A 13944-nucleotide genomic window follows, 5' to 3' on the forward strand; every position below is an offset into this window, starting at 1 on the left:
TTTCGATGCGCGGCAGCGGCCGCACCAACGAGGCAACCTTCCGATGACGAACCCGACCGACTTCCCGCCCGCGATCGCGCCGCTCGACGACACGCTGCGCAAGCGTCTGCAGCATGTGATCGATCACAAGACCAAGCCGCCCGGCAGCCTCGGCCAGCTCGAGGCGCTCGCGCTGCAGATCGGCCTGATCCAGCGCACCGAGCGGCCGCACGTGCAGCGTCCCGTGACGATCGTGTTCGCCGGCGACCACGGGATCGCGGCCGAGGGCGTGAGCCCGTATCCGCAGTCGGTCACCGCGCAGATGGTCGCGAACTTCCTGGCCGGCGGCGCGGCGATCAATGCGTTCTCGGGCGTCGCGCAGAGCGTGCTCGAGATCGTCGATGCGGGCGTCGCGTCGCCGCTGCCGGTGTCCGACCGGCTTGTGTCGCTGCCGGTCGCGCGCGGCACGCGCAATTTCGCGGTCGAACCCGCGATGACGCACGACGAGGCGAAAACGGCGCTCGCCGCGGGTGCCGCGCGCGTGCGCGTGCACGCGTCGCTCGGCACGAATGTGATCGGCTTCGGCGAAATGGGGATCGCGAACACGTCGTCGGCCGCGTGCCTGATGAGCCGTCTGCTCGACGTGCCGATCGACGCGTGCGTCGGGCGCGGCACGGGTCTCGACGACCAGGGGCTCGCGCACAAGCGCGCGGTGCTCGGCCGCGCGCTCGTCCGGCATTCGCATGCGATCGCGCCGCTCGACGTGCTCGCGACGTTCGGCGGCTTCGAGATCGCGATGATGACGGGCGCGTATCTCGCGGCTGCGAGCGAGCGGATGACGATCCTAGTCGACGGCTTCATCGCGACGGCCGCGTTGCTCGTCGCCGAGCGCATCGCGCCCGGCGTGCGCGACTACTGCGTGTTCTCGCATGCGTCGCACGAGGCCGGGCACCGGCGCATGCTCGAGCATTTCGGCGCGAAGCCGCTGCTCGCGCTCGACCTGCGGCTCGGCGAGGGCACGGGCGCCGCGCTCGCGCTGCCGCTGGTGCGCGCGGCGGCTGCGTTCCTCACCGAGATGGCGAGCTTCGAATCCGCGGGCGTCGACAATCGTGACGCCTGAACGCGCGCAGGGCGTACGCGCCGAACTGCGCTACTTCTTCGTCGCGCTCGGCTATTTCACGCGCGTGCCGGTGCCGCGCGCGATCGGCTACGCGGCCGGCGATCTCGATCAGGCCGCACGCTACTTCCCGCTGGTCGGTGCGTGCGTCGGCGCATGGGGCGCGCTCGTCTATCTCGCGGCGCTGCGCGTGCTGCCGGCGTCGATCGCGGTCGGGCTGTCGATGGCCGCGACGCTGCTCGCGACCGGCGCATTCCACGAGGATGGCCTGGCCGACAGCTGCGATGCGTTCGGCGGTGGCTACGCGCGCGACGACGTGCTGCGGATCATGCACGATTCGCGCATCGGCACGTTCGGCGCGGCCGCGCTCGTGATCGCGCTCGGCCTGAAATGGCAGGCGCTCGCGGCCATGCCGCCGCTGCGCGCCGCGTGGACGATGATCGCCGCGCATGCGGCGAGCCGCGCGGCGGCCGTGAGCCTGCTGATGTCGCTCGACTACGTCCGGCCGGAAGGCAAGGCAAAACCGGTTGCACAGCGCATGGGCGCGCGCGCGGCCTGCGTCGTGGCCGCATTCGGGTTGCCGTGGCTGTTCTGGCCGGACTGGCGCGCGGGCGTCGCGGCCGTCGTCGCGCTCGTGCTCGTGCGCGCATGGGCGGCCCGCTATTTCGTGAAGCGGATCGGCGGTTATACGGGCGACTGCCTCGGCTTCGCGCAGCAGTTGAGCGAGCTGGCGATCTATCTCGTGGTGCTCGGATGGATCTCGTCCTGATTCGCCATCCGGCCGTCGCTGTCGAGCAGGGCGTGTGCTACGGACGCAGCGACGTGCCGCTCGCCGCACCGGCCGAGGCGGGGGCGCGGACCATGCGCGAGCGTCTGGCGGCGCTCGGGGCGCCGTTGCCCGCGCAGGTCTGGACGAGTCCGCTCACGCGTTGCGCGTCGGTCGCCGAGCGGCTTGCGCACGCGTTCGACGTGCCGCTGCGGCGCGACGCGGGCTGGCAGGAAATGGACTTCGGCGCGTGGGAACTGCAGCGCTGGGACGACATCGACCGCGCCGCGCTCGATGCGTGGGCGGCCGACCTGATGCATGCGTGCGCGCATGGCGGCGAAAGCGTCGCGCGGTTCGTCGAGCGCGTGGCGCGCGTGGCCGGCGAGGTCGCACAGGCCGACGCGCCGCAATGGGCGATCACGCACGCGGGCGTTATTCGCGCCTTCGCATCGCATGCGCTGCGCGTGCCGCTCGATACGCTGCTGTCACGACCGGTGCCGACGGGCGGCGTCGTCTGGTTGCGCATGGAGGATGCCGCCCGCACGTGGGAAGTCGTCCACTGGGACGCGTAGGCAGTCGCGTGCTCGTCTGACGCGGGCGAGCGCATCAAGGCCCGAAATCAGCGCGCCGGCCGCCGCGTCCGCGCCGCGTCGAGATCCTCGCACAGCGCGGCCGCGCCTTGCGCGATCCGCGGCGACGGCCGCGTCAGCAGATCGCCGTCGATCGCGAACAGGTTGTTGCGCGCCACGGCCGTCAGCGCGGGCCATGCACGCCAGCGCGCGAGGCTCGGCAGCGGCGCGTCCGAGCGTGTCGCGCCGGCGCTCGTCGTCACGATCGCTTCCGGATTCGCCGCAAGCACGGCCTCGTCGGTGACGGTCGGCGCGAGCGGCTTCAGCGCCGCGAACACGTTACGGCCGCCGCACAGCGTGACGACGTCGTTGAACAGATGCGCGCCGTTGAGCGTCGTCAGCGGCCGGTCCCATACCTGGAAGAACATCGTGACGGGCGGGCGCGCCGCGTAACGCGCGCGCAGCGCCGCGATGTTGCGCGAAAACGATGCCGCGGCCGCGTCGGCGACCGGTTCCGTGCCGAGCAGCGTGCCGAGACGGCGCAGCGACGTCGCGACGTCGTCGAGATGCTTCGGTTCGCTGAAGAACAGCGGAATGTGCAGCGCACGCAGCGCATCGGTCTGCCGCTCGGCATTGCCGTGCCGCCAGACGACGATCAGGTCGGGCTTCAGTGCGGCGATCCGCTCGAGGTCGAGCGCCTTGTTGTCGCCGACGCGCGGCACGGCCTGCGCGGCGGGCGGGTAGTCGCTGTACGTGACCGTGCCGACCAGCTTCGTGCCGCCGCCGGCCGCATAGACCAGTTCGGTCGCATGCGGCGCGAGGCTGATCACGCGTTGCGCCGGTGCGGGCAGCGTGACGGCATTGCCTGCATCGTCGCGGGTCGTGATGTCGGCGTGAGCGAAGGGCGCGAGCGCGACCAGCATCGCGAGCGCCGGCAACCGGCGCAACGGGCGGGCGTTCATGCGGATGCCCGTTGCAGCGTCGGCACGCACTGCGCGAGCGCGTCGGCGACGCGCAGCCATTCGGCTTCGTTGCCCGGCAGGCCGACGCGCACGCTCGACGGTTGCGCGAAGTGCCGCGTCCAGATTCCGTGCGTGGCGAGTGCCGTATGCAGCGCGGCGGCGCGCGGGTCGTCTGTCCAGCTGAACAGCGGCGTCGCGTGCACCGCGAAGCCGTGTGTGCGCAGCAGCGCGGCGAGGCGTGCGCCGTCGGCCGCGAGCCGCTCGCGCGCGGCGGCCTGCCATGCGCGGTCGGCGAACGCGGCGGCGACCGCGTGACGCGCGGGGCCGCTGACGGTCCACGCGCCGAGCATGTCGCGCAGCGCGGCGATCAGCTCGGGACGCGCGAGCACGAAGCCCGCGCGAATGCCGGCGAGCCCGAAGAACTTGCCGACCGAGCGCAGCACGACGAGGCCCGGACGATCGGCGTACTGCGCGAGCGATGGCGTGGCGCCCGTATCCGCGAAGGCCTCGTCGACGATCAGCGTGCCGCCGCGTGCCGACAGTTGCGCATGCCAGCCGAGCAGCCGTTCGGTCGGAACGAACTCGGCAGTCGGATTGTTCGGATTCCCGACGATGACGTGACGCAGCGTCGCAGGCAACGCGTCCGAGGCGATGTCGAGCGGGACGACACGATGGCCGTGGCGCGCGAAGGCAGGCGCGTATTCGCCGTACGCGAGCGGCGCGACGCCGGCGTCGCCGGCCGGCAGCAGCGCGGGCAACGCGCGGATCGCGGCCTGGCTGCCGGCGACCGGCAGCACGTGCGCGGCATCGGGTGCGCCGTAGTAGCGGGCCGCGCATGCGGCGAGCGTGTCGCCGTCGTCGGGCAGCCGGCGCCATGCGTCGGCCGGGACCGGCGGCACCGGATAGCCGACCGGATTGATGCCGGTCGACAGGTCGAGCCAGGCGTCATACGGAATGCCGTGGCGGCGCGCGGCTTCGTGCAGGTTGCCGCCGTGCGGGATGCGTGCGTCAGACATGATGGGTTGCGAGGATGAGTGCGCCGCTCGCGACGAGCAGTGCGAGCCACAGCGCGAGCGTGCGCGTGACGAGCGACAGCGCGGCGACGACGTGCGCGGCCGTCGCCGGTGCGCCGGTGCCGAGCGCGGGACGGTCTTCGATTTCGCCGTGATAGACGGCCGGGCCGCCGAGCTGCACGTTCAGGCTGCCGGCGCCCGCGGCCATCACGGGGCCCGCGTTCGGGCTGTCCCAGTGGCGCGCCTGCGTGCGCCAGCAGCGCCACGCGGCGGCCGTGTCGCCGAGCAGCGCGTAGCTCGCGGCGGTGACGCGTGCGGGAATCCAGTTGAGCGCGTCGTCGAGTCGCGCGGCGGCCCAGCCGAAGGTCAGGAAGCGCGGCGTGCGATAGCCCCACATCGCGTCGAGCGTGTTCGCGAGCCGGAACAGCAGCGCGCCGGGGCCGCCGGCGACGACGAACCAGAAGAGCGCGCCGAAGATCGCGTCGTTGCCGTTCTCGAGGGCCGATTCGACGGCCGCGCGCGACAGCGCGCCTTCGTCGGCTGCGCTCGTGTCGCGCGACACGATCCGTGCGGTCAGCGCGCGTGCGGCATCGAGATCGTGCCGCAGCAGCGCGGCGGCGATCGGCGCGACGTGGTCGGCGAGGCTCTTCGCGCCGAGCGCGAACCACAGCAGCGCGACGTGCAGCGCGGCCGCGAGCGGCCAGGGCAGCACGGCCGCGAGCCACGCGGCGACGGCCACCGGCGGCACCACGGCCGCGACCCATGCGGCGACGCCGACCACGCGGCCGCGCCGGCCCGTGTTCAGCGCGCCTTCGATGCGCGCGGCAAGCCGGCCGAACGCGACGAGCGGATGCCAGCCGGCCGGTTCGCCGATCACACGATCGACGATCGCGGCCGCGACCGCGAGCATCGCGACGAGCGGCAGCGACAGCATCAGCATGACGGCGCTCCGGCCTTGAGTTCGAGCGGCAGCCCGGCGACCAGCAGCGTCACGCGCGTCGCGAGCGCGGCGACGCGCTGGTTCAGGCGCCCGAGTTCGTCGACGTAGCGGCGCGTGACCGACCCGAGCGGCACGACGCCGAGCCCGATTTCGTTGCTGACGACGATCACCTTCGCACGCGCGCCGCGCAATGCGTGCTCGAGCCGCCCGACCTGCGCCGCGTACTGCGCATCGTCGAGCGGTTCGCCGTCGAGCGGGCACAGCAGGTTCGTGAGCCACAGCGTCAGGCAGTCGACGAGCAGGCACGCGTGCGGATCGTCGAGCCGCGCGAGCGTGCCGGCGAGGTCGACGGGCGCGTCGGCGAAACCCCAGTCGGCCGGCCGGCGCGCGCGGTGATGCGCGATGCGCCGTTCGAATTCGGCGTCGGCGGCCGTCGCGGCCGCGGTCGCGATGTAGGTGACGGGGCGGCCGCTGTCGGCGGCGAGCCGCTCGGCGTGCGCGCTCTTGCCCGAGCGCGCGCCGCCGAGGACGAAGGTGAGGTCGTGCGGAATCATCGCGTGATTGTAACGGCGCGGGCGGCCGCACGCGGGCGATAATGCGCGTTTGCTTCGCCACGACTTTGCACACGATGAACGCACCCGAACCGCAGCCGCACGGCACGTTGATGATCCAGGGCACGACGTCCGACGCGGGCAAGAGCACGCTCGTCGCGGGCCTGTGCCGCCTCGCGCGCCGTGCGGGCGCGCGGGTCGCGCCGTTCAAGCCGCAGAACATGGCACTGAACAGCGCGGTGACGGCCGACGGCGGCGAGATCGGCCGCGCGCAGGCGCTGCAGGCGCTGGCCGCCGGCGTCGCGCCGCATACGGATTTCAATCCGGTGCTGCTGAAGCCGACCAGCGACCGCGGCGCGCAGGTGATCATTCACGGCAAGGCGCGCATGAACCTCGACGCGCGTGCTTACCACGACTACAAGCCGGTCGCGTTCGACGCGGTGCTCGAGTCCTACGCGCGGCTGCGCGCCGGCTACGACACGGTGCTCGTCGAAGGCGCGGGCAGCCCGGCCGAAATCAACCTGCGCGAAGGCGACATCGCGAACATGGGCTTCGCCGAGCGCGTCGACTGCCCGGTCGTGCTGGTGGCCGACATCGACCGCGGCGGCGTGTTCGCGCACCTGGTCGGCACGCTCGCGTGCCTGTCGGACAGCGAGCGCGCGCGCGTGCGCGGCTTCGTCATCAACCGCTTTCGCGGCGACATCAGGCTGCTCGAACCGGGCCTCGACTGGCTGCGCGCGCAGACGGGCAAGCCGGTATTCGGCGTGCTGCCGTACCTGCACGGGCTGATGCTCGATGCCGAGGACATGCTGCCGTCGCAGGCGCGCAGCGCCGCCGCGCGCGGCGATGCCGGCGTGCTGCGCGTGGTGGTGCCCGCCTTGCCGCGGATCAGCAACCATACCGATTTCGACCCGCTGCGTGCGCATCCGCAGGTCGAGTTCACGTACTGGAAGAGCGGCCCGGTGCCGGACGCCGACCTGCTGATCCTGCCCGGCTCGAAGAGCGTGCAGCGCGATCTCGCGTGGCTGCGCGACGCGGGCTGGGACGCGGTGATCCGCCGGCACCTGCGCTATGGCGGCAAGGTGATCGGCATCTGCGGCGGGATGCAGATGCTCGGCCGCACGCTGGACGATCCGCTCGGCCTCGAAGGGGCGCCCGGCAGCGTGGCGGGGCTCGGGTTGCTCGATTTCGACACGACGCTGCAGCCGGACAAGACGCTGAAGAACGTGACCGGGCAGCTCGCGCTGCCGGGCGCGGCCGCGGTGCACGGCTACGAAATCCACATGGGCGACACGCGCGGGCCCGCGCTCGCGGCGCCCGCGCTGGAACTGGCGACGGGCGACGCACCGGGCGGCGTGCGCCCGGACGGCGCACGGTCGGCCGACGGGCAGATCCTCGCGACCTACGTGCACGGGCTGTTCGACGCGCCCGACGCGTGCGCGGCACTGCTCGCATGGGCGGGGCTCGACGGCGCGGAACGCATCGACTATCCGGCGCTGCGCGAGGCGTCGCTGGAGCGGCTGGCCGATTCGTTCGCCGAGCATCTCGACCTGCGCGCGCTGTACGCCGAGTTCCGCTGACGCATGGCGTGCCGGCCTGGCATTTTGCGGCGGATCGCGTACAACTCAGATGGGCGGAGGTCCGCCCGAAGGAGCGCGACGATGAAGGGTCGATGGTGGTTGAGTGTGCTGCTCGCGGTGCTGCTGGGCGCGTCGGCGTTTGCGCACGCGTGTGATTCGTATGCACCGGGCGGCGGGCCGGCCGGCTCGGGCGACGCCGCCCAGGGCAAGAGCGGCGGCTGAGGTTCGCAGGGGTGCAGGCATCGGGGCATGATCGGTCATGCCCTTTTTCATGATCCGATTCGTTCCATTCGGGAATCAGTTAAAGCCGAAATGCATATTTATTGGTCGAATCGATTCGAATAGAGTGCGATCCATTCCCATCCACTCACGAAGGAATTCGCCATGAACCCCAATCGCCTGAACGATCTCGGCGCGACGCTGCTGCGTGTCGCACTCGGCGTGCTGTACCTCGCGCACGTCGCGCAGAAGGTGTTCGTCTTCACGCTGCCCGGCACCGCGCAGTTTTTCGCGTCGATCGGCCTGCCGGGCTGGCTCGCGTATGTCACCACCGTCGTCGAACTGGCGGGCGGCCTCGCGCTGCTCGCGGGCTTCCGCGTGCGGATCGCCGCACTCGTGCTGCTGCCGTTCATGCTCGGCGCGGTGTCCGCGCATCTGCCGAACGGCTGGAGCTTCGCGTCGCCGAACGGCGGCTGGGAATACCCGGCGTTCTGGGCCGTCACGCTGGCCGTGCAGGCGCTGCTGGGCGGCGGTGCGTTCGCGCTCGGCGCACCGCGCGCCGCGACGCGGACCGCATAAACGGGGGGGCTTCGGCGCAACCCGTTCCGGTGACACCCCGTTTGCCGATATCATCGCTCCCTGTATCCGCAATCGAGCGGCGCCTGCCAGGGCGGCAGGCGCCGCACGGCTTTTTCGGGGGAATTCATGACGGTCATCGTGGTGGCGAATCCGAAGGGCGGCGTGGGGAAGAGCACGCTGTCCACCAATCTTGCCGGCTATTTCGCGGCGCAGGGCGCATGGGTCGCGCTCGCCGATCTGGACCGGCAGCAGTCCGCGCATGCGTGGCTCGACCTGCGGCCGGCCGGCCTGCCGCCGATCGAGGCGTGGGAGCTCGACCCGGATGCGCCGTCGAAGCCGCCGCGCGGCCTCGAATATGCGGTGATCGACACGCCGGCCGGGCTGCACGGCAACCGGCTCAACGTCGCGCTGCAGCTCGCCGACAAGGTGATCGTGCCGCTGCAGCCGTCGATGTTCGATATTCTCGCGACCCAGCAGTTTCTGGAGCGCCTCGCCGGCGAGAAGGCCGTGCGCAAGGGCAGCGTCGAGGTCGGGATCGTCGGGATGCGGGTCGACGCGCGCACGCGCTCGTCCGACCAGCTGCACCGTTTCGTCGAAGGGCTCGGGCTGCCGGTGCTCGGCTACGTGCGCGACACGCAGAACTACGTGCAGATTGCCGCGCACGGCCTGACGCTGTGGGACGTCGCGAAGAGCCGCGTCGAGAAGGATCTCGAGCAGTGGCGGCCGATCGTCGAATGGGCCGAGCGCCGTGCACCGAAAGCGGAGAAGGTCGCGAAGGCGTCCTGAGCGCGCGAGGCGAACCCGCGCGGCGCAGCCGGTCGAATTCGGTCGGTTCCCGCTCCAATGAAGAAGGGCCTGATTCGGCAGCGTGCCGGATCAGGCCCTTCGTACGTATGCGGCTGCGCGGCTTCGGCCGCCCCGGCGCGCGGGGCGCCGCGGCAGCGATCCGGCGCGCCGCGATACGCCGGCCGCCGCGTGAATCAGGTCCAGTTCTGCGTCGGCACGTGGTCGCGGTGGCCCTTGATCTTGTTGCCTTCGTCGATGAACACGAGCTTCGGCTTCCAGCCGGCCTGCAGCTCGGCTTCGTCGACCATCGCGAACGCAGCGATGATCACGAGGTCGCCGAGTTGCGCGCGGCGCGCGGCCGAGCCGTTCAGCGAGATCATCCCGCTGCCGCGCTCGCCCTTGATCGCGTAGGTCGAGAAGCGCTCGCCGTTGTTGATGTTCCAGATGTCGATCCGTTCGTTTTCGATCAGGCCCGCCGCTTCGAGCAGGTCTTCGTCGATCGCGCACGAGCCTTCGTAATGCAGCTCGCAGTGCGTGACGGCCGCGCGGTGGATCTTCGATTTGAGCATGTGGCGCTGCATGGTATCTCCGTGATGCGTGTGAGGCGAGGGCGGGCGGCCCGTCAGATTTCCAGGTTGTCGATCAGGCGCGTCGCGCCGAGCTTCGCGGCCGCGAGCACGACGAGCGGCTCGCCGGCTTCGAGCTCGGCGGCGCTCGGCGCGATCAGGTTCGCGCGGCGGCGGATCGCGATGTAGTCGGGCGCCCAGCCGCGCTCGGCCAGATGCGTGCGCGCGTGCTGCTCGAGCGTGCCGAGGTCGCGCTCGCCGCCGAGCACGCTCTCGCGCACGCGTTGCAGCGTCTTCGCGAGCTCGGGCGCTTCCTTGCGCTCGTCGGTCGTCAGGTAGCGGTTGCGCGACGACAGCGCAAGGCCGTCCTCGTCACGCACGGTCTCGGCCGCGATGATCTCGACCGGCAGCGCGAGCTGCTGGCACATGCGGCGCACGATCATCAGCTGCTGGTAATCCTTCTTGCCGAACACGGCGACGCGCGGCTGCACGCAGGACATCAGCTTGGTGACGACCGTGCACACGCCGGCGAAGAAGCCGGGGCGGAACTCGCCCTCGAGAATCCCGCCGAGGTCGTCGGGCGGCAGCACGCGGTACTCCTGCGGCTCCGGATACATGTCGCGCTCGGTCGGCGCGAACAGCACGTAGACGTTTTCCTTCTGCAGCTTCTCGATATCGTCCTGCAGCGTGCGCGGATATTTGTCGAAATCCTCGTTCGGGCCGAACTGCAGCCGGTTGACGAAGATGCTCGCCACGACCGGGTCGCCGTGCTGGCGCGCGAGGCGCATCAGCGACAGGTGACCTTCGTGCAGGTTGCCCATCGTCGGCACGAACGCCGTGCGGTTCTGTCCGCGCAACTGGTCGCGCAGTTCCTGGATCGAGCTGATGACTTTCATGATCGGGTAGCGGGTTCCTCGCGCAGGCGCGCGTTGGCGCCGCAACAGCGGCGTCGGGGTCGAAGCGGAGAACGCCGGCGCGCGGGCGGCGCATCGGGCGTCGGCGGATTGTAGAGGATTTGGCCGCCGGACGCATCGAAAAAAGTACGATCGTTCACTTTTTACGCGGGCGCGCCGCAGGCAGTCCGCGCGGGCGGGCCCGGCGGCGGGATGCGGCGTGTTTCGGTGTGCGGGGTGAGGCGGGGGCGGCGGGCGCCTTACGCGGGCAGGTACGCGAGGCGCACGTAGATCGGCGCGAACGGTTCGGGCTGCGTGATCTCGACGAGCGATTCGCGCGCGAGTTCGAGCATCGCGATGAAGTTCACGACCACGACCGGCACGCCGCGCGACGTGTCGAACAGGTCGGCGAACTCCATGAAGCGTGCGTTCTGCAGCTTGCGCAGGATCAGGCTCATGTGTTCGCGCACCGACAGCTCCTCGCGGGAGATCTTGTGGTGCTGGACGAGCTTCGCGCGCTTGAGCACGTCGGCCCACGCGGCGCGCAGGTCGTCCGAGTTCACGTCGGGAAAGCGCGGCGTGATGCTCTGCTCGATGTAGACCTCGGCGCGCAGGAAGTCGCGGCCGAGCTGCGGCAACTGGTCGAGACGTTGCGCGGCGAGCTTCATCTGCTCGTATTCGAGCAGGCGGCGCACGAGTTCCGCGCGCGGATCCTCGGCTTCCTCGCCCGTGTCGGCCTTCTTGACCGGCAACAGCATCCGCGACTTGATCTCGATCAGCATCGCGGCCATCAGCAGGTATTCGGCGGCCAGCTCGAGGTTCGACGTGCGGATCTGGTCGACGTAACCCAGATATTGCGCGGTGACCTGCGCCATCGGGATGTCGAGCACGTTGAAGTTCTGCTTGCGGATCAGGTACAGCAGCAGGTCGAGCGGGCCTTCGAACGTCTCGAGGAACACCTCGAGCGCATCGGGCGGGATGTAGAGGTCCTGCGGCAGCTTGAAGAGCGGCTCGCCGTACAGGCGTGCGAACGCCGCGACACCGTCGACCGTGTCGGGCGTCGAATCGGCGCCCGCGGGCGCGGCGATCGCGTCGTCCTGCCGGGCGGCGCTGGCCTCGTCGGCGGCGCTCACGTCGTCAGAAGTTCTGGTAGTAGACGTAGGACGTTTGCTTCACGCGCGATTCCTGCTGCTCGGCACGCTCGTCGAGGTCGATCGGCTGCTTGTCCCACAGCAGGGAGCGGCCCTTGCGCTGCTCTTCTTCGAGCGTCGGCTTCTGTTGCTTGAGCTGGTTCAGGAATTGCGTGACGTCGGACTGGTACGGCATGGCTTGGCTTTCCGTTTCGGGCGGCGCACGATGCGCCGGATTCGCGATGGCGGGATTTTACCGCATCGCGGGGAACAGCCGGCGGCAATCGCGCGTCGAATCCGCTGGCCGGTGCCCGCGGCGCGGCCGGCCGCGCCCGTGCGCGCGTCGTTGCGCGCAAGCGTCAAAGCGGGGCCCGCGCGGGCAGGGCCGCCGCCTTGTGGTCAAATACAGGGTTTTCCACGGAATCACGACAACCGAGGGTGAGGTCATATTTGGCGGGTCACGCGAACCAGCAAGCACACACGACGCATGAGACGAGCCCGCGCGCGGCCCGACACCCCGGTCGTCGCGCACGGCGCGGCGCCGGTGCGGCGGCCCGGGCAGCCCTCGTCGGCTGTCTCGCCGCGTTCGTCGTGCTGCCGGCCTACGCGAAGTACGACGTCGACATCGACGCGCCGCGCTCGATCCGCAAGCTCCTCAAGGCCCATCTCGACATCGCGCGCTTCGCGAAGCGCGACGACATCAGCGACGACCAGTTCGACTTCCTCGTGACCGCGACACCGCAGCAGGTGCGCGACCTGACCGCGACGGCCGGCTATTTTTCGCCGGTCGTGCGCACCGACGTGCGCACGCGCGACGGCAAGCGGGACGTGCGCGTCGCCGTCGATCCGGGGCCGCAGACCGTCGTGTCGACGGTCGACCTGACGTTCAAGGGCCCGGTCGGCACCGAGGATCCGAAGCAGGAGGCCGCGACCCGCTTCGCGTTTTCGCTGAAGCCGGGCGACCCGTTCACGCAATCGGACTGGGACGTCGCGAAGGGCGCGGCGCTCAGGCAATTGCAGGCGCGCCGCTACCTGGGCGCGAAGATCGCGTCGTCGGAGGCGCGCATCGACCCGCGCACGCAGCGCGCGACGCTGGCCGTCACGTTCGACAGCGGCCCGACATTCACGATCGGCAAGGTCGATGTCGATGGCGTGCGCCGCTACCCGGAGAAGATCGTCACGAACGTCAATCCGCTGTCGGAAGGCGAGATCTACGACGTGCAGCGGATCACCGAGCTGCAGCGGCAACTGCAGAACACGCCGTACTACGCGAGCGTCGCGATCGACGTCGGCGACGATACGTCGAAGCCCGAGCGTACGCCCGTGCACGTGAAGGTCAGCGAGTTCCCGTACAACAACATTCGCGGCGGCGTCGGCTACGCGACCGATACGGGCCCGCACGTGCAGGGCTCCTACACGTATCTCGACACGTTCGGCGCCGCGTGGCCGTTCACCGTGTCGGGCCGGCTCGACCAGATCCAGCAGTACGGCCAGGTCCAGCTGTCGATGCCGCCCGGCGCGAAAGGGTGGACCAACAGCGTGCTCGCGTCGTACACGAACACCAACGTGTCGGACACGCGCATCTACAGCGCGCGGGTCGGCGTGCAGCGCACGCGCACCGGCCAGTTCATCGACTACGCGTACTCGCTGATGTTCTACCAGGACCGGCTCGACCAGAACGGCGCCGGCCCGACCACGAGCCGCGCGCTGGTGCCGCAGTGGGCATGGACGCGCCGCAACGTCGACGATCCGCTGTTCCCGCGCTCGGGCAACCTGATCCACGCGGAGGCCGGCTTCGCGATCAAGGGCGTGTTGACCGACCAGACCTTCATCCGCGGTTACGCGCGCGGCCAGCAGTACGTGCCGATCGGCAAGCGCGACCTGTTCGTGTTCCGCGCGGAGCTCGGCGGCGTGTTCACGAGCGGCAGCTCGACCGGCGTGCCGGCATCGCTGCTGTTCCGCGCGGGCGGCTCGAACTCGGTGCGCGGCTACGGTTACCAGAGCATCGGCAACAGCGTCGCCGGCTCCGTGCTGCCGACCAAGTACCTGATGACGGGCACCGCCGAATACCAGCACTGGTTCAACCGCGACTGGGGCGCCGCGACCTTCTTCGACATCGGCACCGCGACCGATGCGTGGGGCGAGCGCGTGTTCTACCCGGGCGTCGGCATCGGCGCGCGCTGGCGCAGCCCCGTCGGCCCGATCAACGTCGACGTCGCGTACGGACTGCGCAACCACAGCGTGCGCCCGTACCTGACGCTCGGCATCGCCTTCTGACCTTGTTGCACGAGCCA

Annotated in this window: 16 protein-coding genes; 8 read left to right on the forward strand and 8 right to left on the reverse strand. The window is 70.5% G+C overall.

What is annotated here, in order from left to right:
- The first annotated feature begins 43 nt into the window (after window positions 1-43).
- From cobT to cobC, 3 genes are read left to right on the forward strand one after another with little or no spacing between them, the layout of a single operon-like run.
- Complete coding sequence (gene cobT, locus DIE04_RS25200) at window positions 44-1099, forward strand: nicotinate-nucleotide--dimethylbenzimidazole phosphoribosyltransferase (protein WP_124488463.1); 1056 nt, start codon at window positions 44-46, stop codon at window positions 1097-1099.
- Window positions 1089-1865, forward strand: a complete 777-nt coding sequence (locus DIE04_RS25205; RefSeq protein WP_124521541.1) for an adenosylcobinamide-GDP ribazoletransferase — start codon at window positions 1089-1091, stop codon at window positions 1863-1865. Before cobT ends, DIE04_RS25205 begins: the two co-directional genes overlap by 11 nt.
- Complete coding sequence (gene cobC, locus DIE04_RS25210; RefSeq protein ID WP_124521543.1) at window positions 1850-2434, forward strand: alpha-ribazole phosphatase; 585 nt, start codon at window positions 1850-1852, stop codon at window positions 2432-2434. Before DIE04_RS25205 ends, cobC begins: the two co-directional genes overlap by 16 nt.
- A gap of 47 nt (window positions 2435-2481) precedes the next feature.
- Here the strand turns inward: cobC and DIE04_RS25215 are convergent, their stop codons facing one another.
- The 4 genes from DIE04_RS25215 to cobU are packed head-to-tail and all read right to left on the reverse strand — an operon-like array spanning window position 2482 to window position 5900.
- Window positions 2482-3393, reverse strand: coding sequence for a cobalamin-binding protein (locus DIE04_RS25215; protein ID WP_124521545.1), 912 nt, complete (start codon window positions 3391-3393; stop codon window positions 2482-2484).
- Window positions 3390-4409, reverse strand: a complete 1020-nt coding sequence (cobD, locus tag DIE04_RS25220; protein ID WP_124488459.1) for a threonine-phosphate decarboxylase CobD — start codon at window positions 4407-4409, stop codon at window positions 3390-3392. Before cobD ends, DIE04_RS25215 begins: the two co-directional genes overlap by 4 nt.
- A complete protein-coding gene (gene cbiB, locus DIE04_RS25225; protein ID WP_124521547.1) occupies window positions 4402-5346 on the reverse strand; it encodes an adenosylcobinamide-phosphate synthase CbiB in 945 nt (314 codons plus the stop codon). The genes cobD and cbiB overlap by 8 nt, the downstream gene beginning before the upstream one ends.
- On the reverse strand, window positions 5340-5900 hold the full coding sequence (gene cobU / locus DIE04_RS25230) for a bifunctional adenosylcobinamide kinase/adenosylcobinamide-phosphate guanylyltransferase (RefSeq protein ID WP_124488457.1): 561 nt from the start codon (window positions 5898-5900) through the stop codon (window positions 5340-5342). Before cobU ends, cbiB begins: the two co-directional genes overlap by 7 nt.
- Window positions 5901-5974: 74 nt before the next feature.
- Here cobU and DIE04_RS25235 point away from each other — a divergent pair, with 74 nt between their 5' ends.
- The 4 genes from DIE04_RS25235 to DIE04_RS25245 all read left to right on the forward strand — a co-directional run bounded on the left by DIE04_RS25235 (window position 5975) and on the right by DIE04_RS25245 (window position 9061).
- A complete protein-coding gene (locus tag DIE04_RS25235; RefSeq protein ID WP_124488456.1) occupies window positions 5975-7477 on the forward strand; it encodes a cobyric acid synthase in 1503 nt (500 codons plus the stop codon).
- 81 nt (window positions 7478-7558) lie between these two features.
- Complete coding sequence (locus DIE04_RS29900) at window positions 7559-7699, forward strand: hypothetical protein (protein WP_185500425.1); 141 nt, start codon at window positions 7559-7561, stop codon at window positions 7697-7699.
- A gap of 162 nt (window positions 7700-7861) precedes the next feature.
- Window positions 7862-8275, forward strand: a complete 414-nt coding sequence (locus DIE04_RS25240; RefSeq protein WP_044849223.1) for a DoxX family protein — start codon at window positions 7862-7864, stop codon at window positions 8273-8275.
- A 126-nt stretch (window positions 8276-8401) separates the two neighbouring features.
- Window positions 8402-9061: a ParA family protein gene (locus DIE04_RS25245; RefSeq protein WP_044849222.1), complete on the forward strand. Its 660-nt coding sequence runs from the start codon at window positions 8402-8404 to the stop codon at window positions 9059-9061.
- Between the two features lie 194 nt (window positions 9062-9255).
- On the opposite strand, the gene panD is transcribed toward DIE04_RS25245, so the two are convergent.
- The 4 genes from panD to DIE04_RS25265 all read right to left on the reverse strand — a co-directional run bounded on the left by panD (window position 9256) and on the right by DIE04_RS25265 (window position 11846).
- On the reverse strand, window positions 9256-9642 hold the full coding sequence (gene panD, locus DIE04_RS25250) for an aspartate 1-decarboxylase (protein ID WP_006484038.1): 387 nt from the start codon (window positions 9640-9642) through the stop codon (window positions 9256-9258).
- Window positions 9643-9683: 41 nt separating this feature from the next.
- Complete coding sequence (panC, locus tag DIE04_RS25255) at window positions 9684-10523, reverse strand: pantoate--beta-alanine ligase (RefSeq protein ID WP_124521549.1); 840 nt, start codon at window positions 10521-10523, stop codon at window positions 9684-9686.
- A gap of 257 nt (window positions 10524-10780) precedes the next feature.
- On the reverse strand, window positions 10781-11653 hold the full coding sequence (locus tag DIE04_RS25260; protein WP_044849220.1) for a ScpA family protein: 873 nt from the start codon (window positions 11651-11653) through the stop codon (window positions 10781-10783).
- Between the two features lie 4 nt (window positions 11654-11657).
- Window positions 11658-11846, reverse strand: a complete 189-nt coding sequence (locus tag DIE04_RS25265) for a DUF3460 family protein (protein ID WP_044849219.1) — start codon at window positions 11844-11846, stop codon at window positions 11658-11660.
- 254 nt (window positions 11847-12100) lie between these two features.
- Between DIE04_RS25265 and DIE04_RS25270 the strand changes: the two genes are divergently transcribed.
- A complete protein-coding gene (locus DIE04_RS25270) occupies window positions 12101-13927 on the forward strand; it encodes an autotransporter assembly complex family protein (RefSeq protein ID WP_124521611.1) in 1827 nt (608 codons plus the stop codon).
- Window positions 13928-13944 lie beyond the last annotated feature (17 nt).

The organism is Burkholderia sp. Bp8994, from assembly GCF_003853805.1.
In the GTDB taxonomy this organism is placed as follows: domain Bacteria; phylum Pseudomonadota; class Gammaproteobacteria; order Burkholderiales; family Burkholderiaceae; genus Burkholderia.